This window comes from Lysobacter sp. Root604, assembly GCF_001427505.1.
Taxonomy (GTDB): Bacteria; Pseudomonadota; Gammaproteobacteria; order Xanthomonadales; family Xanthomonadaceae; genus Lysobacter.
Window position 1 is genome coordinate 181635 of record NZ_LMGS01000001.1, and the last position, 19471, is coordinate 201105.

The window sequence follows — 19471 nt, forward strand, 5'->3', positions numbered from 1 at the left end:
TAGCGCGGCGGCCGATCGGGAGCGGTAGTAAGGCCTAGTTACTAATGGCATGCGCGGTATAGCGAAGTTCGCACTACTGTGGACACCAAGCTAGTAGGACCGGGCCATGACCGACCTAGAACTCCATCTCCGCAAGTTCCAGAAAGAGCTCAGCGCCGGCACCGTGTCGCTGGCTTTGCTGGCCGTGCTCGGCGGCGCGCAGGAGCCGATGTACGGCTATCAGATCGCCAAGCGCCTGGAGCGCGAAGGCGAGGGCGTGCTCAGCGGCAAGCAGAGCGCGCTGTATCCGGTGCTGCGCAACCTGGGCGCCGCCGGCCTGCTCGACAGCCACGTCGAGCCCTCGGTGTCGGGACCGCCGCGCCGCTACTACCGCATTACCGACGCCGGTCGCGAGGTCCTGCACGAATGGACCGCGGCCTGGCGCGCCACCCGAGATTCCGTCGATTCCGTCCTTGAAGGACCGTCCGTATGAACGCCAGCCACGCTACTCCGCTTCCGACTTCGATCCCCGATTACCTGGAGCGCTTGCGCGCGGCGCTGGGCGGCGCCGACCCGGCCCTGGTCCAGGACGCGCTGTACGACGCCGAGGAATACCTGCGCTCGGAGATGGCCGAGAATCCCGGCAAGAGCGAGGCCGACGTGATCGCCTCGGTCGCCGGCAGCTACGGCGCGCCCGACGAGGTCGCCGAAATCTACCGCGACACCGAGGTCACGGTGCAGACCGCCTTGCGCACGCCGCGGCCGCAGCCGCGCAAGTCGGCGCTGGGCCAGTTCTTCGGCGTGATCGCCGAGCCGCGCACCTACGCGGCGCTGTTCTACATGCTGCTGTCGCTGGCCACCGGCATCTTCTACTTCACCTGGGTGGTCACCGGCGCGTCGCTGTCGGCGGGCCTGGCATTGCTGATCATCGGCATTCCGTTCGTGATCCTGTTCCTGGGCTCGGTGCGGGTGCTGTCGCTGGTCGAGGGGCGCCTGGTCGAGGTGATGCTGGGCGAGCGCATGCCGCGCAGGCCCTTGTACAGCGGACGCGGCAAGCCGCTGTTCGACCGCATCAAGGACATGTTCGTCGATCCGCGCACCTGGGGCACGCTGCTGTACATGCTGCTGATGATGCCGCTGGGCATCCTCTACTTCACCATCGCGGTGACCGGCCTGAGCGTGTCGCTGTCGCTGATCCTGGCGCCGATCGCGGTGCTGCTGGGCAGCCATCAGGCCGGTTTCTGGATCGACAGCGTCAACGTGATGCACTCGGCGCCGTGGACCTGGCCGCTGTCGGTGGCCCTGGGCGTGGTGCTGCTGTTCGTGACCCTGCACATCGCCCGCGGCGTCGCGATCTTCCACGGCGCGCTGGCCAAGCATCTGCTGGTGAAGTCTTCGCAGTACAACTGAGCGGAGCGTAGGTAAAACGCGAAGGTCTGACGGATCGTTCCGCCAGGCCTTCGTCGTTTTTGAGGTTAAGCGAGTCCCTCTTAACCCACCCAACAAAGGGTGAGGCCTCAGCGAAGGCTTTTCTGCCTTTGACTCCCTCCTTTATCAAAGGGTGAAGCCGTGCGGCTTACGAACCGCAGGTTCAAGCACGGCTGAATGCCGGCAGGCTCTTGCTTGTAGCTCCCTCCTTTGTAAAAGGGTGAGGCCGTGTGGCTTACGAACCGCAGGTTCGTGCACGGGTGAACGCCGGCAGGCTATGCCTGTTGGCCGGGCGGGTTGGGGAGCCTTGCGAGTTCGGTGCCTGCGCCGGGATTTTTCGAATGGACATCCCTGTCCATTCGAAAAACGGCGCGCGTCCTGCGCGCCGCCCTTCGGGTCTACGGTTGGTCGGGTGAGTGCGCTGCTTTTGGACTTCAATGCCGCGGCAACAGCAACAGCAACAGCAACAGCAACAGCAACAGCAACAGCAACAGCAACGGCAAGGAAGAGGCGGGAACAACCGATCCGCAATTGCCTGTCGTAGGATGCGGTGAGCGAAAGCGAACCGCATCGTCGCGGGGTAGCCAGCATGCGGATGATGCGGTTGTCGTGGCATGCGCATGGCGAAAAAGCGAAGGCCCGATGGATCGCTCCGCCGGGCCTTCGTTATGTCCACTCTCCCGCACAGCGGAAGAGAGGGGAGGGTCGCTAGCCCTTACGCCGCGTACTTGGCGATGAAGTCGCGTACCTGCGGATACACCTGCTCGCGCCAGCGGCGGCCGCTGAAGATGCCGTAGTGGCCCGCGCCCTTGACCTCGATGTGCTGATGGTCGGCCTCGGCGATGCCGGTGCACAGGCGGTGCGCGGCGCGGGTCTGGCCCTGGCCGGAGATGTCGTCGAGCTCGCCTTCGATGGTCAGCAGCGCGGTCTTGCCGATCGCGGCGGGGTTCACGCGCTCGCCGGCCACGTCCCACAGGCCGCGCGGCAGCAGGTGTTCCTGGAACACGACGCGGATGGTGTCGAGGTAGTACTCGGCCGGCATGTCGAGCACGGCGTTGTACTCGTCGTAGAAGCGCCGGTGCGAGGCCGCGTCCTCGAGGTCGCCCTTGAGCAGGTCCTGATAGAAATCCCAGTGCGACTGGAAGTGGCGCTCCGGATTCATGGCCACGAAGCCGCTGTGCTGGAGGAAGCCCGGATACACGCGACGGCCGCTGCCGGGATAGTTGGCCGGCACGTGATGGATCAGGTTGCCCTCGAACCACCACAGCGGCTTGTGCACGGCCAGGTCGTTGACCTGGGTCGGGCTTTCGCGGGTGTCGATCGGGCCGCCCATCATCACCAGCGAACGCGGCGTGGTTTCGCCGCGCGCGGCCATCAGCGACACCGCCGCCAGCACCGGCACGGTCGGCTGGCAGACGCTGATCACGTGCAGCTTCTCGGCGCCGATCAGGCGGATGAATTCCTGGATGTAGGCGACGTAGTCGTCGAGGGTGAAGGCGCCCTCGCTGGCCGGCACCATGCGCGCGTCGATCCAGTCGGTGATGTAGACCTTGTGGTCGCGCAGCAGGGTCTTGACGGTGTCGCGCAGCAGAGTGCTGTGGTGGCCCGACAGCGGCGCGACCACCAGCACCGGCGGATCGTCCTTGAGCTCGGCGATGTTGTCGGCGTCGTCGGCGTAGCGCTTGAAGCGCAGCAGGCGGCAGAACGGCTTGCGCTTCATCTCGCGCTCGATCACCGGGTAGGTGTCGCCGTCGATCTGCAGCGAGTGGATGCCGAACTCGGGCTTCTCGTAGTCCTTGCCGATCCGGTACAGCAGCTCGTAGCCCGCGGCCACGCGCGAGGCGCCGGGCACGGTGGACAGCCAGCTGCCGGGGGCGGCGAACATCTTGGAGCCGGCATCGGCCCAGTAGGTCATCGGCGCCAGCCAGGCGCGGCCGAGTTCGTGCATCTGGTAAAGCAGCATCGGGCGGATCCCCAGGAACGACGGTGAGCGAACGGCGGTTTGCTGCGGCGCAGCATAGCCGATAGCGAAGGGCCCGGGGTTAAGCCGGGGTGGGCGTTCAGCCCGCGGTTTCCAGGGCGGCCGCGCCCTCGCGCAGGGCGGGGGCCAGCCACAGATGCGAGCCCAGCGGGGCGAAGCCGACCGCCTGGAAGCGTTCGCGGTAATAGCGGGCCGGGCGGCGCTTGAAGCCGACCGTGTCGCCGTCGACGCCGTCCTCGCGGGTGAAGGTCTCCAGGAACGCGACCCCGCCGCAGAGCTCGGCCAGCCCGGGCAGGCCGCGTTCGAGTTCGCGCGGGGTCAGGTAGTGCAGCACGTCGCTGCACACCAGCAGGTCGACCGGCGGGCAGGGGCGCAGGGTCTCGAAATCGCCGAAATGCGCGTAGTGCAGGTTGCGGCGCGCGCCGTGGTGGGCGACCGCGTACTCGCTGCTGTCGAAGCCCAGGTAGCGCAGCTTCGGGCGCAACTTCAGCAGCGGCGCACGCCAGGCCGCCTCGCCGGCGCCGATGTCGAGCACGCTGCGGATCGGGCGCTCCAGATGGTATTCGGCGCTGGCCACGGCCAGGGCGACCTTGCGCTCCAGGCGCGCGCGGCCGCCGATCTCGGGGTCGCGGTACCAGCGTTGGAAGTAGTCGCGGTCGTACTGTTTGCTCATCGTGTCCTGCATGGGGGCGGTGGCGTCGTCCGCGGGCGGCGGCGTGGCATCCTAGCGCGGCCGCGCGCCCGGCCCGCAACCGCCACCCACAGGAAGCCTGCGATGAATGCGTATTTCTGGACCAAGACCGCCCATGTCGTGTTCGTGATGGCATGGATGGCCGGGGTGTTCTATCTGCCGCGGATCCTGGTCAATCTGGCCGAAGTCGGCGACGAGCCGGCGGTGCGGGCGCGCCTGGTGTTGATGGGCCGGCGCCTGTATCGCTTCGGCCACATCATGTTCGGGCTGGCGGCGCTGCTGGGGCTGACCTTATGGCTGCATTTCGGCATCACCGGGGAGTGGCTGCATGCCAAGTTGACGCTGGTGGTGTTGATGCTGGGGCACTACATCGTGTCCGGGCGCTGGCTCAAGGGGGTCGATAAGGGGCGGGCGCTGCCCAGCTCTAGGACGCTGCGTTTGTTCAATGAGCTGCCGGTGTTGTTGCTGGTCGGCGTGGTGTATCTGGTGTTGGCCAAGCCGTTCTAGGCGCGCGCGTACGAACCGCAGGTTCGTGTGCGACCGAACGCCGACCGCTTGCTCTTAGCTCCTCGCTCTTAGCCTTTGGCTCTTAGCTCCCTCCTTTGTAAAAGGATCCGCCTGCTGCGCATGCGGGTCACTTTCTCTTGCTAGCCCAAGAGAAAGTAACCAAAGAGAAGGGCTAGCGTGACCAACCCTCCCCTGCGGGTTCGGGGCTGGCGCGGGGATTTTTCGAATGGACATCCCTGTCCATTCGAAAAACGGCGCGCGTCCTGCGCGCCGCCCTTCGGGTCTACGGTTGGTCGTGTGAGTGCGTTGCTTTTGGATTCAAATGCAACGGCAACGGCAACGGCAACGGCAACGGCAACGGCAACGGCAACGGCACCTGCAACGGCTAGCGTGGCTGCGGCGGTTGGCACGGCTAGGCTTTGCTTTTGCCGGCATTCCCGCGAAAGGAGCCGTGCCTCTAGGGAGGAGCCGCAGGTGCGCCTGTAATGGCCATCGAAGTTAGTGGCGCTTCAGCAGTTATTACCGCTAACGCAGGCGGCGTGCGTTTGTGGGTCATCGCCGCGCGCTGCAGCGAACGCCCCGACCGTTGTGTGGTCGGGGCGGGTGGGTTGGAGTGAGGCTCGATGCGTCGCGATAACTTCAGCGACTCTTGAAATCTTCCGGCTTGGGCAGCGTCACCGGCACCTGCTGCGCATCGCAGTCGCCCTTGGCGCACAGCGCCGCGCGCAGTTTCGGCATGGCTTGCAGCATGAAGTGGAAGATCGTGTTCTGTTCGACGCTGCCGCGGACCGCGTCGCTGCCGGGGCCGCGGGCCCAGATGCCGACGTCGTCGCCGCCGTGGGATTCGTTGCTGGTCGGTACCAGCGACTCCTGCAGGTAGTCGGGCTGCTCGGTGTCCACGTGGGTCAAGTCGGGGCGGCCGTGCTCGGCCTGCTGGGTGCCGCTGGCGGTGTGCAGGAAGCGCTTGGGTCCTTCGGGCTGCTGCGCGCTGGCGCCAACGTAGCCGGGGCCGTTGCTGTAGTTGAGGGTGGTGTAGGGCATGCCCAGTGAATCGCGCGCGTAGTCGGCGGCGTCGCCGTCTTCGCCGCTGGTGCCGCGCACCTTGCCCAGGATCGGATTGCCGCGCACCGGATAGCCGACGAAGCTGAGGGTGTGCGAATGGTCGGCGGTGACCAGGATCAGGGTGTCGTCGGCGGAGGTCGCTTCGCTGGCCGCGCGCACCGCGTCGCTGAGGGCGACGGTTTCGGTGAGCGCGCGGTAGGCGTTGCCGTAGTGGTGGGCGTGGTCGATGCGGCCGCCCTCGACCAGCAGCACCCAGCCGCTGTCGCCCTTGTCGGCGCTGAGGCGGTTGAGGCGCGCGATCGCGGCGCGGGTCATCTCGGCCAGGCTGGGTTCGCCGGCGCCGTCCTTGGGGCGGTCGTGATCGAACTGCATGTGGTCGGGTTCGAACAGGCCCAGCAGCGGCTTGCCGGCCGGCGCGGCCGCGAACTGCTTGGCGTTCCAGACGTAGCTGCCGTCCGGGTGGCGCTGCTTCCAGCTCGCGATCAGGTCGCGGCCGTCGAGGCGCTGGCCGACCTTGTCGTCGTACTCGGGATCGCGCTGCTCGACGGTCATGAAGTTGGTGCGGCCGCCGCCCATCAGCACGTCCGGGCCGTTGCCATAGGGCGATTCGATCATCTGCCGGGCGATGTCGTGGCAGCCGGCGGTCTTGGCGTCTTCGGGCAGGTCGGCGTCGTTCTCCCAGTTGCGGTCGGCCGAATGGCTGAAGGTCGCGCCCGGGGTGGCGTGGGTGACACGGGTGGTGGTGACCACGCCGGTGGCCAGGCCGCTGCCGGCGGCGAGCTCCCACAGGCTCAGGATCGGCGCGGCCAGGGCACCGGTGCAGCTGCCGCGCGCGGCCTGCTGGCCGATGCTGAGCACGCCCGCGCGCGTCTTCACGCCGGTGGCCATGGCGCTCATGGTGCCGGCCGAGTCCGGGGTCTGCGAGTCGGTGTTGTAGGTCTTGCTGAGCGCGGTGGAGGGGAAGCGCTCCCAGCTCAGGCGGTTCTCCTCGCCCGGGCCGCCCTTCTTCTGTCCTTCGTAGATGCGCGCGGCGGCCACCGTGGTCAGGCTCATGCCGTCGCCGACGAACAGGATCACGTTCTTGGCCTTGCCGCCCATCGCGCCGCGTGCGGCGGCCTGGCTGGCGCCGTCGCGGAACCACCACTGCGGGGTTTCGTCCTGGGGATGGCGGATGGTGGGCACGTCGACCGCGAGCGTCGCGGCGCCCACGGCGGCGGCGCCGCTGGCGGCGCGCGGTGGCGCCGAGGCGCAGGCGCTGAGGGACAGGGTGACGGCGAGGGCGAGGCAGGCGGTGCGCGTACGGGACATCTCGGGGACCGGTGGCGGACGAAACCGCGATTATGACCTGCGGTTGTTGCTGGAATGGGATACCGGTGTTGCACCGGCGGGGGTCGCCGCGGTCGGGCGCCTCGGCTAAGGTGCTGGTTCGTCGCGGCGAGGTATGCGCATGACCCTGGTGTCGGCCTGGTTCAAGATCCCGTTCTGGCAACGGGTGCTGGGCGGTTTCGTGCTCGGCGCGCTCGCCGGCTGGCTGATGGGCCCCGCGGCCGAGACCTGGTTCGGGCCGCTGGGCAAGCTCTACGTGACCCTGATCAAGATGATCGCGGTGCCGCTGGTGCTGTTCGCGGTGATCAACGCGGTCGCCTCCCTGCATGGACAGAAATCGGTGGCCGCGCTGGGCGGGCGCACCTTCGCCTGGTTCGCGCTCACCGCGGTGCTCGCGGTCGGCGTCGGCCTGACGGTCGCGCATCTGGTGGCGCCGGGCGAGGGCGTGGGCACGCTGCAGATCGCCGAAGACTACAAGCGCAAGGACGTGCCGCCGGCGATCGACGTGCTGCTGGGCGTGGTGCCGTCCAATCCCTTCCAGGCCATGGCCGAGGGCAAGGTCCTGCAGGTGATCTTCTTCGCCGGGCTGATCGGCTTCGCCCTGGTCAAGCTGGGCGATCGCGTGGCCGGGCTGCGCAAGCTCGCCGGCGAAGCCAGCGACACCATGATCCAGATCACCCGCTTCGTGCTGGAGTTCACGCCGCTGGGCACCTTCGGCCTGATCGCGGCGCTGATCGGCGGCTACGGTTTCGAGAAGCTGCTGCCGCTGGGCAAGTTCGTGATCGCGCTGTACCTGGCCTGCGGCCTGCACATCGCGGTGGTGTACAGCGCGCTGCTGCTCGCGCACGGTCTGAACCCGTTGAAGTTCTTCCGCGGCGCGTTCCCGGGCATGCAGGTCGCGTTCGTGGCCTCGTCGAGTTTTGCCGCGCTGCCGGTCTCGCTGCGCAGCGTCACCCACAACCTGGGCGTGGACAAGAACTACGCCGCGTTCGCGGTGCCGCTGGGCGCGACCATCAAGATGGACGGCTGCGGCGCGATCTATCCGGCGATGGCGGCGGTGTTCATCGCCCAGTACGCGGACCTGGACCTGTCGCTGTCGCAGTACCTGGTGATCATGCTGGCCTCGGTGCTGGGCAGCTTCGGCACCGCCGGCGTGCCGGGCACGGCGGTGGTGATGGCGACGGTGGTGCTCAGCGCCGCCGGCCTGCCGCTGGAGACCATCGGCTATCTGTACGCGATCGACCGCGTGCTCGACATGATGCGCACCATGACCAACGTGACCGGGCAGATGCTGGTGCCGGTGCTGGTGGCCAAGGAAACCGGCCTGCTCGACCGTGCGGTCTATGAGGCGGCGTCGACCAACGTCGGCCTGGAGTCGGCCGAGGCGGCCGGCAAGGACAGCGCCTGATCCCGTGCCGCGCGACGATCGCGCGGCGCGTCACTTCCCGGAGCCCCTGCGATGCCCGACACCGCCAATCTGATCGCCTTCGCCCTGATCGCGCTGGGCATGGTGCTCACACCCGGGCCGAACATGGTCTATCTGATTTCGCGCTCGATCTGCCAGGGGCCCAAGGCGGGCCTGATCTCGCTGGGCGGCGTCGCGCTGGGCTTCGTGTTCTACATGCTGTGCGCGGCGCTGGGCATCACCGCGCTGGTGATGGCGGTGCCTTACGCCTACGACGCGCTGCGCATGGCCGGCGCGGTCTATCTGGGCTACCTGGCCTGGCAGGCGCTGAAGCCGGGTGGGCGCTCGCCGTTCCAGGTGCGCGAGTTGCCGCAGGACAGCCCGCGGCGGCTGTTCGCGATGGGCCTGATGACCAACCTGCTCAATCCCAAGGCGGCGGTGTTGTATCTGTCGTTGCTGCCGCAGTTCATCGATCCGGCCAAGGGCAGCGTGCTGGCGCAGTCGGTGGCCCTGGGCAGCCTGCAGATCGCGATCAGCGTGACCGTCAACGCAGCGATCGCGATCAGTGCCGGCACCATGGCCGCGTTTCTCGGCCGTCACCCGACCTGGTTGTCGGTGCAGCGCTGGCTGATGGGCACGGTGCTGGCCGCGCTGGCGCTGCGCATGGCGACCGAAGCGCGACGCTGAGGTTTCAGGCGCGCCGGCTTCAAGCGCGCCGGCTTCAAGCGCGAGAGTAGCGCCAGGACTGCATGCGGCCGTCGCGGTACGGCATCACGCCGTGGAAGGCGCGCGGGTCGGCGTCGAACACCAGCGGCAGGAATTCGCGGTCGCCTTCCCACATCGGCAGGTCGTGCAGGCGCTCCAGCGGCACCCATTCCAGCGTGCCCTCGGGATTGCTCGCGAACGGCGTGCCGGTATAGCGGGTGATGGTGAAGATGAAACCCAGCCAGTCCTCGCCGTGCTTGCCGAAGCCGGGCCAGCTGATGGTGCCGCGCAGGTGCAGCTCGTCGCAGACGATGCCGGCCTCTTCGAAGATCTCGCGGCGCATGCCCGCCACCACGTCCTCGTCGCGCTCGAGCTTGCCGCCCAGGCCGTTGTACTTGCCCAGCTGGTGGTCGTCGGGACGCGCGTTGCGATGGACCATCAGCACCTCGCGCCCGTCCGGCGACAGCACATAGCCCAGGGTGGCGACGATCGGGGTGTAGGGCATCAGCGGGCTTCCTTGGCCTTGGCGGTTTGTTCGGCCAGGGTCTTGTCGAACGCGCGCTCGGCCTTGTCGGCGTAGGCGCGGCAGCTCATCGGGGTTTTGTGCGGGGCGGCGGTGTCGGCCGGGTCCCAGCCGCTGGCGTCCGGGTGCGGCGTCAGCAGCAGGTCGCAGGGCAGGGCGCGCACGGCGGCGAAACCGCGCCGGTAGTCGTCGGCGATGCGCGGATAGCGCGGGTTGTCGACCAACTGGTAGCCGGGCGCGCTCAGACTGTCGGCGTAGGCGATGTGGGCGGGCTTGCCGTCGATGCGGTCGTCCCAGGTCCAGCTGATGCTGCCGGGCGTGTGCGCCGGGGTGAAATGGGCGGTGAAGCGCAGGCCGCCGAGCTCGACGGTTTCGCCGTCCATGACGATGCGCTGTACCTGCACCGGTGGGAACAGCATGCCCTCGCCGAAGTGGATGTCGTCGCTGCCGCCGCGCGCCAGCAGCACCGCGGCCTCGGCGTTGCCGACCACCTGGGCGCCGGTCGCGCGCTGGATCTGCGCCAGGGCGCCGATGTGGTCGATATGGGCGTGGCTGTGCAGGATCAGTTTGAGCTGCGAAGGTTCGACGCCGAGTGCGCGCATGTGCTTCAGCAGCATGTCGCCGGCCTGCGGCAGGCCGGTGTCGATCAGCACGGCGCCGGCGTCGGTCTTGATCAGGACCGCGCTCAAGCCGGCGGTGCCGATGTACCAGCTGCGCTCGGCGATGCGGAACGGCGCCACCGGCTGGCGCCAGCTGTCCCGACTGGAATAGGCGCTGGCCTCGGGGAGCAGGGGTTCGGCGGCGGTGCTGCCGGCGGCGGCATTTCCTGTGGCGACCAGGGACAGGGCGAGAGCGAGTGCGGCGTGGCGCAGCGATGGCATCGGGCGGGTTCGGGGCATGCGAGGGGGCGCACAGTGTCGGCGATTCGCGCAGGCGCAGCCAGCATCGGCGCGCGATTTTGCAGCTTATTCCCGCATCGCGCCGGGTCCGCGTTAAGCGCCGCGTCTTCACGTGACTTCTGGCCCGGTATGCCGGTGCCGGGCAAGGTTAGGGTGGGCGTCTTCTGGGGAAAACGGAGACTTCCATGCGCCTGCGCCATCTCGCGCTGCTGCTGGCCGGCCTGACGACGACTTCGGCCGCATTTGCGGCCGACGCCGATCGCTGGACCTTGCCGGTCGCGGTCAAGAAACTCGACAACGGTCTGACTGTGGTCGTGTCCGAGGATCACACCTCGCCCACGGTCGGCGTCAGCGTGGTCTACCACGTCGGCATGCGCCTGGAGCCCAAGAACCGCACCGGCTTCGCCCACTTGTTCGAGCACCTGATGTTCGAAGGCACGCCGAACGCGAAGGAAGGCGTGTTCGACCGGGTGATCACCGGCGGCGGCGGCCGCAACAACGGCTCCACCCGCGCCGACTTCACCAACTACATCGAAGTCGCGCCGGCCTCGGCCCTGGAGCCGATCCTGTGGCTCGAAGCCGACCGCATGAAGACCCTGGACTTCAACCCGACCACGCTCAAGAACCAGCAGGACGTGGTCAAGGAAGAGATCCGGGTCAACGTGAAGAACCAGCCCTACGGCGGCTTCATGTGGATCGACATCGGCCAGCAGGCGTTCCAGAAGTGGGAGAACAACCACGACGGCTACGGCAGCTTCCAGGACCTGGAGAACGCCAGCCTCGAGGACGTGGCCGCGTTCCACCGCGACTATTACGGCCCCAACAACGCCGTGCTCGGCCTGGCCGGCGACATCACGCCGGAGCAGGGCTTCGCGCTGGCGCAGAAGTACTTCGGCGAGATCCCGGCGCGCAAGACGCCGGCCGCGCCGGACTATCGCGAAGGCCTCAACACCCAGGAGAAGCGCATCGTCCAATCCGACGCGCTGGCCCAGGTGCCGGCGATCGCGGTGGGCTGGAAGATGCCCGACCGCGGCAGCAAGGACCAGGCGCCGATGGCGGTGCTGGGCGCGCTGCTCGCCGACGGCGACGCTTCGCGCTTCTATCAGGGCACGGTCAAGGGCCGCGAGCTCGCGCTCAACATGGAGCTGCTGTACGGCCTGACCAGCGAGTGGGAATACGACGGCCCGACCCTGTTCGTGGTCAACGCGCTGTACAAGCCCACCTCCAGCGCCGACGCGCTGCTCAAGGCGTTCGACGAAGAGATCGCCAAGGTCGCCGATCAGGGTGTGGACGATGCCGCGCTGAAGCGGGTCAAGACCCAGCTGCTGGCCAATTGGTACAACGGCCTGGAGACCTTCATCGACCGCGCCGACGCGCTGGCCAAGCTGCAGACCCTGTGGGGCGATGCCAGGGTGGTCAACCAGATTCCGGGCTGGATCGAAGGCGTGACCTCGGCCGACGTACAGCGCGTGGCCAAGACCTATCTGACCCCGGCCAACCGCACCGTGATCGACCGCAAGCCCGCGGCGATGCTGGCCCCGGCCGCTGCGCCCGCCGCCGCCAAGAAGAACTGAGGAGACGACGATGAAGACCCATCCGAACCTGATCGCCGTCGCGATCTCCTTGAGCCTGGCTTTCGCCGGCGCCGCGCAGGCCGGCCCCAAGGCCGCGCTGCCCGCGCAGTTGCCCGCATACGCGCCCGACCGCCCGCTGCCCGTGCCCAACATCGTCAAGAAGACGCTGTCCAACGGCCTGGAGGTGTGGGTGCTGCCGCGCGACGGCATGCCGCGCGTCGACTACGTGCTGGCGATCCGCAACGCCGGCTACGCCGCCGATGCGGCCGACGCGTCCGGCTTTGCCGCGCAGCTCGCGGGCCTGCTCAACGAAGGCACCGCGCAGCGCAATTCCAAGGCCATCGCCGAAGCGGCGCAAGGCTACGGCGGCAGCGTTGGCGCTTCGGCCAACAACGACGGCATCAACCTTTACGGCGATGCGCTGGTGTCCAACGCCGCGCCGATGCTGGCTCTGTTGGCCGAGATCGCGCGCACGCCGGCGTTCCCGGACGGCGAGGTCAAGCTGGCCCAGGCCAACGCCCTGCAGGCGCTGAAGGCGGCCGAAGCGCAGCCCTCGTTCAAGGCTTCGCGCGCACTGCTGACGGCTACTTACGGCGACCATCCCTACGCGCGCACGCAGCCTACCGAGAGCATGATCTCGGCGATCACGCCGCAGCAGCTGCGCGCCGAGCACGCGCGCCGTTTCCGTCCCGATCGCGCCTTGCTGGTGATCACCGGCCGGGTCACGCCCGAGGACGGCTTCAAGTTCGCGCAGGCCTCCTTCGGCGACTGGAAAGCCAGCGGCGAGGCGATCGCCGACACGGCGCCCGCGCGTCGCGAGGCCAAGCCCAGCTTCGTGCTGATCCAGCGCGACGGCAGCGTGCAGTCGACGCTGCGCCTGGGGCGCCCGGCGATTCCGGTCACCGATCCCGACTACGTGCCGATGCAGTTGGCCAGCACGGTGCTGGGCGGCGGCTTCAGCAGCCGCGTCAATCAGAACCTGCGCGAGGACAAGGGCTACACCTACGGCGCCAGCGCGGGCCTGCAGGCCGCGCGCGCCGGCGGGCGCGTGCAGGGCGGCGCGGACGTGCGCAACGAGGTCACCGGTGCGGCGCTGAAGGAGTTCTTCCACGAGTTCGAGCGTCTGGGCCAGGAAGCGGTGCCGGCGCAGGAGCTGGAGGACACCAAGCGTTACATCGCGGGCGGTTACATGATCAGCAACCAGCAGCAGGGTTCGGTCGCGGCGACCTTGGCCAATCAGTGGCTGATGGGGCTGCCGTCGGATTTCCTGGGGCAGTATGTGCCGCGCATTCGAGCGGTGGATGCTGGGCAGGTGCAGGCCTTGGCCAAGAAGTATTTCGTGCCGGCCGATCAGTCGATCGTGGTGGTCGGTGATGGCAAGGCGGTGGCTGAGCAGCTCAAGGCCTATGGAGAGTTCGTCGCGCCGGCGAAGTGAGTTGGCAGGCGGCCTGCTTCGCGTCTACGCCACGCTCTAGCATTGAGCCCCCTCTCCCGCTTGCGGGAGAGGGTTGGGGTGAGGGTAGTGCAGCGCTGCAGGCGCAAATGCCGTTGCTCCTGCGACCATCATCTCCGCGAGAGCCCAAGCACCATTTGCCTGGGCCGGAAGAAGTGACTTCAGAGCGCGGTCGGAGCGTCGACGACAGCCCGTAGGATGCGGTGAGCCAAAGGCGAACCGCATCGTCGCGCGTCGCTGCCAGCCTTAGCCCGCATCCAACGCATGCTTCAACAAAACCCTAGCCGCCACCGCGCCCAGCACCACTCCGACCGCGCCGTACAGCAACGCGCTCAAAAAGAAGCCGAGGCCGCCGCTGACGAAGCCGATGCCGGCGCCGGTCAGCAGCGCGAACAAGGCGTAGGAGGGAACGAACAGCAGATAGGCGATCCAGTCGTGGCGGTCGCCGTCCTGGCGCGGGTCCAGCGGTTTGCCGGTGACCGCCCAGCGCGCGGCCATCTTGGCCAGCCAGAAGGGCGCGGCCAGCAGCGCCGCGGCTTCCAATACTTTCAGACCGACCACCAGACCGACCGCGAGCAATGCGCCGCTGATCCACCACGCGGCTTCGTGGCCGGGCGCGGCGTAGCCAGCCAGCCAGGCGCCGATCGCGAACGCGGCCGCGAACAGGCCGACGGTGTAGAGGATCGCCTTGCCGGCGTTGCGCACCTCGCCGCGACTCATGCGGCGTCCTTGCGTCGGCCGCCGACCAGGCGCGAGGCCAGCCAGGCCGCCGGGATCGGCAGCAGCAGGCCGGCGACGGTCATCCACAGCGGGTGCGGGATCATCAGGCTGTTGGCGATCACGCCCAGCACCACCAGCACGCCGATGCTCAGGGCCGCGCCGCGCTTGTGCAGGCGCGAGATCAGTGCCGCGACCAGGCCGCCGTCGAAGGCGCCCGCGACCCAGCCCAACAGCACCAGCGCCATCGCGGCCGGCGGCGCGCCGGCGATGTGCGCGGCCAGCGCGTCGGGGTCGGCCAGGTTCGTGCCCGGCGCAGGCGGATGCAGGATCACCCCGCCGAACTCGCACAGCGTGATCGTGATCCAGGCCACCACCAGCCCTGCCAGCACCGCCAGTATCGTGCGTCCCATGTCCTGTCTCCCCGAGCGATCGCGGCGAGCATCGCCGGTCGCGCGTATCGCCGCAAGCACGGCGGCTGTGCGCATAATCGGCGCCCCGACTCACGGAGCCAGCGCATGTCCGCCAGCCTCTCCGATCCGCGCTCGCCCGACGCCGACCGCACTATCGCCACCCCGCCGCCGCGTCCGCGCCTGCTCGCCTTCGCCGGCAGCCTGCGTCAGGCTTCCTACAACCGCCGCCTGATCCCGATCCTGGCCGAAGGCGCGCGCGCCGCCGGCGCGGACGTCGAGCTGATCGATCTGCGCGACTACTCGCTGCCGGTCTACGACGGCGACCTCGAGGCCGCCGGCATGCCCGACAACGTGCACCGCTTGCAGGCGCTGATGGCCGGCTGCGACGGCCTGCTCATCAGCACGCCCGAGTACAACGGCTCGATGCCGGCGCTGGTCAAGAACACCCTGGACTGGATGTCGCGCGCCACCGCCGACGGCCGCTCCGGCACCCTGCTGTTCCAGGACAAGATGGCCGGCATCGTCTCGGCCTCGCCGGGGCCGCTGGGCGGGATCCGTTCTCTGCTGGTGCTGCGCGACGCGCTGTCCAAGCTCGGCCTGCTGGTGGTGCCGCAGCAGGTCGCGGTGGGCGCGGCCGCCGAGCGCCTGCCCGAGACCGGGGTGCTTACCGACGAACGCCTGCGCGGCGCCGTGCTCGGCGTCGGCGCGGCCGTGGTCCGTCATCTGTGCAAGGGAGTGTCGGCATGAAAGGCCAACAGCGCGAATTGAACCTGCGATTCCTCGCCCAGCCCACCGACGTCAATTACGGCGGCAAGGTCCACGGCGGCATGGTGATGAAGTGGATCGACCAGGCCGGCTATGCCGCCGCGGTCGGCTGGAGCGGCAAGTACAGCGTGACCGTCGCGGTGGGCGGGATTCGCTTCGTCGCCCCGATCCGGATCAGCGATCTGGTCACCGTGCACACCAAGCTGATCCACACCGGCACCACCAGCATGCATTTCGCGGTCGACGTGAAAGCGCGCGACCCGGGCCTGGACGACGGCGAGCCCGAGGAGCGGCTGTGCACCCACTGCGTGATCGTGTTCGTGGCCATGGACCAGGTCGAAGGCAAGCCGACCCCGGTACCGCCCTGGACCCCGACCAGCGAGGACGACAAGCGCCTGGCCGAGTACGCGCTCAAGGTGATGGAGCTGAGCAAGGGCATCGAGGCGACGGTGGAGCGCTACCTCAGCCAGAGTTCCGACCCGCTGTGAGCCCTTAGGCGGCTCCCCCGTTGAAAAGGCGGAGGTGGGTAGGGGCGAGGCAGGAACAAAAAAGGCCGCCCTGAGGCGGCCTTCTTATTGGAGATTTAGCGGCTTAGCGCTTCAGATCCCTTCGACCCGGCGCGCTTCCATGAACTTGCCGCTCCAGTAGCCGGTGTCCAGGCTGGACACGGTCACGTCCTTGCCGGTGCGCGGGGCGTGCACGAAGCGGCCTTCGCCCAGGTAGATGCCGACGTGGTCGACCCGGCCCTTGCGGCCGAAGAACACCAGATCGCCTTCGCTGAGGTCGTCGCGGTCGCTGATCAGCTCGCCGGTCTTGGCCATCTCGCGCGAAACGCGCGGCAGCTCGATGCCCAGGGCGTTGCGGAACACGTAGCCGACCAGGCCGCTGCAATCGAAACCCTTGTCCGGAGAGTTGCCGCCCCAGCGGTAGGGCGTGCCGAGCAGGGCCAGGGCGCGCTGCAGCATGCCCTTGATGCGGCCTTCGCCGGCCGGAGCGGCGCTGGCGTTGGTCTTGTTGAGGTTCGCGGCGCCGGGCGCCAGCAGACGGTTGAGATCGGTGGCCAGCAGCAGGGCGCGATCCGGCAGGGTCATCGCGTCGGGCAGCAGGTGGCGGGTGGCCGGGGCCGGGGTGTCGGCGGAGTCGCCGCTCATGGCCGAACCGCCGGCCAACGAGGCCACGGCGGAGGGCTGCTCCTGCGCCAGCGCCGGCAGCGCCAGGGCGGCCAGGCAGAGGGCAAATGCAATGCGGAATGCGGCCCGCGCAAGGCGGGGGGCGGTGGTGGCTGCTGGGCGGCCTTGGCGGAGAAGCTGGGTCGTCACGCGGTCATCACTGAATCAACACCGAGCGATCATGCCTGCCGAAAGGGAGCAGAAGGTTCAAATTTCGTTAGCAGTCCGTTAACAAGCCTGTGATTTTGCTCACATTTTGGCCGCCGACTACTTCAGAACCCGTTTCGCCCCGCTGTAATGGTCGCGCCAGTAAGGCCCGTCCAGACGGTCCAGGCGGACCGTGCCGCCGGTGCTGGGGGCGTGCACGAAGCGGCCCTCGCCGACGTAGATGCCGACGTGGCTGACGTTGCCGGAACTGCCGAAAAACACCAGGTCGGCGGCCGCCAGGCGCTCGGGCGCGATCTTCGGGCCCTGGAAGCCGGCCAGGTCGCGGGAGGTCCGCGGCAGAGTCAGCGCCAGCATGTCGCGGTAGACGTAGTTGACCAGGCCGGAGCAGTCGAAGCCGCCCTTGGGAGTATTGCCGCCGTAGCGGTAGGGCGTGCCGACCAGGCTGATCGCGCGCATCAGCACCGCATTGGCCGAGGCCGGGTCGGCCGGCTCGACCACCGGCCAGACCCGCGGGCTGATGGTCGGAGCGGGGCGGCGCACGGTTTCGCGACCGCCGCCGCAGGCCGCGAGCAGGGCGCAGGCCAGGCCGATCGCCAGCCAGCGCGGAGCCGCGACCGGCCACGGGCTCGTGCCGCGCGCTGGCGCGGGGGCGGTGTTGCCGGGATAATGCGCGGCCTTCGTCACGGCCGTTAGCTTGGCGGCTGGCGCCGGCGACGACAAGCCTTCGCCGCGCCGGCCTACCGCCGTCGCCGCTTTCTTACCCATCCGCGCCGCTGTGTCGGCCGCCAGTCGAGTCCCGCAATGAAAATCGAGAAAGATCGCGTCGTCCGTTTCCACTACACCGTCTCCGAGCGCGCTGCCCACGAGCTGGGCCAGGAGCCGCTGGAGAGCTCGGAAGGCCGCGATCCGCTGGCGATCCTGATCGGCCACGGCAACATCATCCCGGGCCTGGAGACCGCCATGGACGGTCGCGAGGCCGGCGAGAAGTTCGAAGTCGACGTGGCCGCGGCCGATGCCTACGGCGTGCGTCAGGAAGGCCTGACCCAGCGCGTGCCGAAGAAGTATTTCAAGGACGCGCGCCTGGAGCCGGGCATGCAGGCCGTGCTGCCGACCAACTTCGGCCCGCGCGCGGTGACGATCCAGAAGGTCGGCATGAGCGTGGTCGACGTCGACCTCAACCACCCGATGGCCGGCAAGGACCTGCATTTCGCGGTCGAGATCGTGGAAGTGCGCGAGGCCAGCGCCGAGGAAGTCGAGCACGGCCACGTGCACGGCGACGGCGGTCACCAGCACTAAGCTGCGCCGCGCATCGACAAGAAAACGGCCCGCGCTGCGGGCCGTTTTCGTTGCTGGCACACTCATTGCCCCCAACTTCCAGCCGATCCGCCGCGCTGGGTACGGCGCGTAGAGTGCCGGCATGAATTCCCAAGCTCCGGCCGCCCTGGGCCCGCTCGCGTCCAGCCAGCGCATCCTCAGCCTCGATGCGCTGCGCGGCATCGCCCTGCTCGGCGTGCTGCTGATGAACGTCGAATCCTTCACCGGCTCCCTGTTCGACGTCGGCACCGGCATCGCGCCCGCGCAGGCCTGGCCGGACCGGCTGGCCGACGGCTTCGTCTATATCTTCGTGCAGGGCAAGTTCTGGACCCTGTTCGCGCTGCTGTTCGGCATGGGCTTCGCCAGCATGAGCGAACGCGCGCGTGCGGCCGGCGTCGATTTCCTGCCGCTGTACCTGCGCCGCAGCGTGGGCCTGCTGGCGATCGGCCTGATCCATGCGCTCGCGATCTGGTCCGGCGACATCCTGGTCTCTTACGCGCTGGCGGCGTTCGCGCTGCTGCTCCTGCGCAACGCGCCGCAGGGCGCGCTGTGGCCGATCGGCGCCTTGTTGAACCTGATGCTGGTGGCGATGCTGCTGCTGAGCTCGCTGGCGATCGCGCTGGTCGGCCAGGACGCGGCGGACCTGGGCGACTTCGCGGTCGATCAGGCCCTGCGCGCACGCGAGATCGCGGCTTATGCGCAGGGCAGCTACGTGCAGGCCAGCGCCTTGCGCTGGGACTACTTCGTGGCGGCGACCCTGCCCAGCTACTGGATGTTCGTGCCGATGGCGCTGGGCCTGTTCGCGATCGGCGCCTGGTTCGTGCGCAGCGGCGCCATCGTCGCGCCCGCGCGCTATCCGCGCTTCTACGCCGCCTTGCGCTGGGGCGCGGGGCCGCTGGGCCTGGCGATCACCCTGATCGGGCTGGCGGTGGACAGCGAGCCGGTGCTGACCGGCAGGACCTTGAGCGCCTCGGACATGTTCGCCACCACCTTGCAGATGCTGGCCGCGCCGCTGATGTCGCTGGCCTACCTGGCCTGGATCGTGCGCGCGCTCGAGCGCGGCGCGCGCTGGCCGCTGGCGTTCGCGCCGGCCGGACGCATGGCGCTGACCCTGTACCTGATGCAGTCGGTGATCGGCACCGTGGTGTTCTACGGCTACGGCCTGGGCCTGTGGGGCGAGGCCTCGCGCGTGGCGCAGGTGCTGGGCGCCTGCGTGCTGTTCGGCTTGCAACTGGCGTTCGCGCGTCTGTGGTTCGCGCGCTTGCGTTACGGCCCGATGGAATGGCTGTGGCGCTGGTTCACCTACGCGCGTCGGCCCGCGTTGCGCCAGCCGGTCCTGCCCGCGCTGCCCTGAACGCGAACGGCCCGCGGGTGCGGGCCGTTCGGGTGGAG

General features: G+C 68.7%; 20 protein-coding genes. 11 read left to right on the forward strand and 9 right to left on the reverse strand.

The window, feature by feature from the left end:
- The first annotated feature begins 106 nt into the window (after positions 1–106).
- Both ASD69_RS00860 and ASD69_RS00865 read left to right on the forward strand, forming a co-directional pair.
- Positions 107–472, forward strand: a complete 366-nt coding sequence (locus ASD69_RS00860) for a PadR family transcriptional regulator (protein WP_056172722.1) — start codon at positions 107–109, stop codon at positions 470–472.
- Positions 469–1389, forward strand: coding sequence for a sensor domain-containing protein (locus ASD69_RS00865; RefSeq protein WP_056172725.1), 921 nt, complete (start codon positions 469–471; stop codon positions 1387–1389). The genes ASD69_RS00860 and ASD69_RS00865 overlap by 4 nt, the downstream gene beginning before the upstream one ends.
- Before the next feature lie 733 nt (positions 1390–2122).
- Here ASD69_RS00865 and phaZ read toward each other — a convergent pair.
- Positions 2123–3367: a polyhydroxyalkanoate depolymerase gene (gene phaZ / locus ASD69_RS00870; protein WP_056176353.1), complete on the reverse strand. Its 1245-nt coding sequence runs from the start codon at positions 3365–3367 to the stop codon at positions 2123–2125.
- A gap of 100 nt (positions 3368–3467) precedes the next feature.
- Positions 3468–4061, reverse strand: coding sequence for a class I SAM-dependent methyltransferase (locus ASD69_RS00875; RefSeq protein ID WP_056176356.1), 594 nt, complete (start codon positions 4059–4061; stop codon positions 3468–3470).
- A gap of 102 nt (positions 4062–4163) precedes the next feature.
- On the opposite strand from ASD69_RS00875, the gene ASD69_RS00880 reads away from it, so the two are divergent.
- Positions 4164–4586: a CopD family protein gene (locus tag ASD69_RS00880; protein WP_056172728.1), complete on the forward strand. Its 423-nt coding sequence runs from the start codon at positions 4164–4166 to the stop codon at positions 4584–4586.
- Positions 4587–5225: 639 nt separating this feature from the next.
- On the opposite strand, the gene ASD69_RS00885 is transcribed toward ASD69_RS00880, so the two are convergent.
- Positions 5226–6956, reverse strand: coding sequence for an alkaline phosphatase (locus ASD69_RS00885; protein ID WP_056172731.1), 1731 nt, complete (start codon positions 6954–6956; stop codon positions 5226–5228).
- A gap of 139 nt (positions 6957–7095) precedes the next feature.
- On the opposite strand from ASD69_RS00885, the gene ASD69_RS00890 reads away from it, so the two are divergent.
- Positions 7096–8382: a dicarboxylate/amino acid:cation symporter gene (locus ASD69_RS00890; RefSeq protein ID WP_056176359.1), complete on the forward strand. Its 1287-nt coding sequence runs from the start codon at positions 7096–7098 to the stop codon at positions 8380–8382.
- A gap of 51 nt (positions 8383–8433) precedes the next feature.
- Positions 8434–9066, forward strand: coding sequence for a LysE family translocator (locus ASD69_RS00895; protein WP_056172734.1), 633 nt, complete (start codon positions 8434–8436; stop codon positions 9064–9066).
- 34 nt (positions 9067–9100) lie between these two features.
- On the opposite strand, the gene ASD69_RS00900 is transcribed toward ASD69_RS00895, so the two are convergent.
- Positions 9101–9589 carry an 8-oxo-dGTP diphosphatase gene (locus ASD69_RS00900; RefSeq protein ID WP_056172736.1) on the reverse strand — a complete coding sequence of 163 codons (489 nt, stop codon included), beginning with the start codon at positions 9587–9589 and terminating at the stop codon, positions 9101–9103.
- Positions 9589–10488, reverse strand: coding sequence for a subclass B3 metallo-beta-lactamase (bla, locus tag ASD69_RS00905; protein ID WP_082576199.1), 900 nt, complete (start codon positions 10486–10488; stop codon positions 9589–9591). The genes ASD69_RS00900 and bla overlap by 1 nt, the downstream gene beginning before the upstream one ends.
- A 203-nt stretch (positions 10489–10691) precedes the next feature.
- Between bla and ASD69_RS00910 the strand changes: the two genes are divergently transcribed.
- Positions 10692–12080 carry a pitrilysin family protein gene (locus tag ASD69_RS00910; RefSeq protein WP_056172739.1) on the forward strand — a complete coding sequence of 463 codons (1389 nt, stop codon included), beginning with the start codon at positions 10692–10694 and terminating at the stop codon, positions 12078–12080.
- A 10-nt stretch (positions 12081–12090) separates the two neighbouring features.
- A complete protein-coding gene (locus ASD69_RS00915; RefSeq protein ID WP_056172742.1) occupies positions 12091–13515 on the forward strand; it encodes a pitrilysin family protein in 1425 nt (474 codons plus the stop codon).
- Positions 13516–13779: 264 nt separating this feature from the next.
- On the opposite strand, the gene ASD69_RS00920 is transcribed toward ASD69_RS00915, so the two are convergent.
- Complete coding sequence (locus ASD69_RS00920; protein WP_056172745.1) at positions 13780–14253, reverse strand: hypothetical protein; 474 nt, start codon at positions 14251–14253, stop codon at positions 13780–13782.
- The gene (locus ASD69_RS00925; RefSeq protein ID WP_056172746.1) at positions 14250–14663 is read right to left on the reverse strand and encodes a hypothetical protein; all 414 of its coding nucleotides are present in this window, start codon (positions 14661–14663) and stop codon (positions 14250–14252) included. Before ASD69_RS00925 ends, ASD69_RS00920 begins: the two co-directional genes overlap by 4 nt.
- Positions 14664–14768: 105 nt before the next feature.
- Between ASD69_RS00925 and ASD69_RS00930 the strand changes: the two genes are divergently transcribed.
- Both ASD69_RS00930 and ASD69_RS00935 read left to right on the forward strand, forming a co-directional pair.
- Positions 14769–15410, forward strand: a complete 642-nt coding sequence (locus ASD69_RS00930; protein WP_082576200.1) for an NAD(P)H-dependent oxidoreductase — start codon at positions 14769–14771, stop codon at positions 15408–15410.
- Positions 15407–15916 carry a hotdog domain-containing protein gene (locus tag ASD69_RS00935; protein ID WP_056172749.1) on the forward strand — a complete coding sequence of 170 codons (510 nt, stop codon included), beginning with the start codon at positions 15407–15409 and terminating at the stop codon, positions 15914–15916. Before ASD69_RS00930 ends, ASD69_RS00935 begins: the two co-directional genes overlap by 4 nt.
- Before the next feature lie 111 nt (positions 15917–16027).
- On the opposite strand, the gene ASD69_RS00940 is transcribed toward ASD69_RS00935, so the two are convergent.
- The gene (locus ASD69_RS00940) at positions 16028–16672 is read right to left on the reverse strand and encodes a C40 family peptidase (protein ID WP_235567165.1); all 645 of its coding nucleotides are present in this window, start codon (positions 16670–16672) and stop codon (positions 16028–16030) included.
- A gap of 192 nt (positions 16673–16864) precedes the next feature.
- Complete coding sequence (locus tag ASD69_RS00945; RefSeq protein WP_082576202.1) at positions 16865–17530, reverse strand: C40 family peptidase; 666 nt, start codon at positions 17528–17530, stop codon at positions 16865–16867.
- Between the two features lie 36 nt (positions 17531–17566).
- Here ASD69_RS00945 and ASD69_RS00950 point away from each other — a divergent pair, with 36 nt between their 5' ends.
- On the forward strand, positions 17567–18061 hold the full coding sequence (locus ASD69_RS00950; protein ID WP_056172755.1) for a peptidylprolyl isomerase: 495 nt from the start codon (positions 17567–17569) through the stop codon (positions 18059–18061).
- Positions 18062–18182: 121 nt separating this feature from the next.
- On the forward strand, positions 18183–19433 hold the full coding sequence (locus ASD69_RS00955; protein ID WP_056172758.1) for a DUF418 domain-containing protein: 1251 nt from the start codon (positions 18183–18185) through the stop codon (positions 19431–19433).
- The last annotated feature ends 38 nt before the right edge of the window (positions 19434–19471 follow it).

Coding starts and splice junctions, on each gene's coding strand:
- ASD69_RS00880 (WP_056172728.1), top strand. CDS start 4,164: ATGAATGCGTATTTCTGGACCAAGACCGCCCATGTCGTGTTCGTGATG.
- ASD69_RS00885 (WP_056172731.1), bottom strand. CDS start 6,956: ATGTCCCGTACGCGCACCGCCTGCCTCGCCCTCGCCGTCACCCTGTCC.
- ASD69_RS00945 (WP_082576202.1), bottom strand. CDS start 17,530: ATGGGTAAGAAAGCGGCGACGGCGGTAGGCCGGCGCGGCGAAGGCTTG.
- ASD69_RS00955 (WP_056172758.1), top strand. CDS start 18,183: ATGAATTCCCAAGCTCCGGCCGCCCTGGGCCCGCTCGCGTCCAGCCAG.
- ASD69_RS00915 (WP_056172742.1), top strand. CDS start 12,091: ATGAAGACCCATCCGAACCTGATCGCCGTCGCGATCTCCTTGAGCCTG.
- ASD69_RS00910 (WP_056172739.1), top strand. CDS start 10,692: ATGCGCCTGCGCCATCTCGCGCTGCTGCTGGCCGGCCTGACGACGACT.
- ASD69_RS00950 (WP_056172755.1), top strand. CDS start 17,567: ATGAAAATCGAGAAAGATCGCGTCGTCCGTTTCCACTACACCGTCTCC.
- ASD69_RS00930 (WP_082576200.1), top strand. CDS start 14,769: ATGTCCGCCAGCCTCTCCGATCCGCGCTCGCCCGACGCCGACCGCACT.
- ASD69_RS00875 (WP_056176356.1), bottom strand. CDS start 4,061: ATGAGCAAACAGTACGACCGCGACTACTTCCAACGCTGGTACCGCGAC.
- ASD69_RS00895 (WP_056172734.1), top strand. CDS start 8,434: ATGCCCGACACCGCCAATCTGATCGCCTTCGCCCTGATCGCGCTGGGC.
- ASD69_RS00925 (WP_056172746.1), bottom strand. CDS start 14,663: ATGGGACGCACGATACTGGCGGTGCTGGCAGGGCTGGTGGTGGCCTGG.
- ASD69_RS00900 (WP_056172736.1), bottom strand. CDS start 9,589: ATGCCCTACACCCCGATCGTCGCCACCCTGGGCTATGTGCTGTCGCCG.
- bla (WP_082576199.1), bottom strand. CDS start 10,488: ATGCCATCGCTGCGCCACGCCGCACTCGCTCTCGCCCTGTCCCTGGTC.
- ASD69_RS00920 (WP_056172745.1), bottom strand. CDS start 14,253: ATGAGTCGCGGCGAGGTGCGCAACGCCGGCAAGGCGATCCTCTACACC.
- ASD69_RS00860 (WP_056172722.1), top strand. CDS start 107: ATGACCGACCTAGAACTCCATCTCCGCAAGTTCCAGAAAGAGCTCAGC.
- ASD69_RS00890 (WP_056176359.1), top strand. CDS start 7,096: ATGACCCTGGTGTCGGCCTGGTTCAAGATCCCGTTCTGGCAACGGGTG.
- ASD69_RS00865 (WP_056172725.1), top strand. CDS start 469: ATGAACGCCAGCCACGCTACTCCGCTTCCGACTTCGATCCCCGATTAC.
- ASD69_RS00935 (WP_056172749.1), top strand. CDS start 15,407: ATGAAAGGCCAACAGCGCGAATTGAACCTGCGATTCCTCGCCCAGCCC.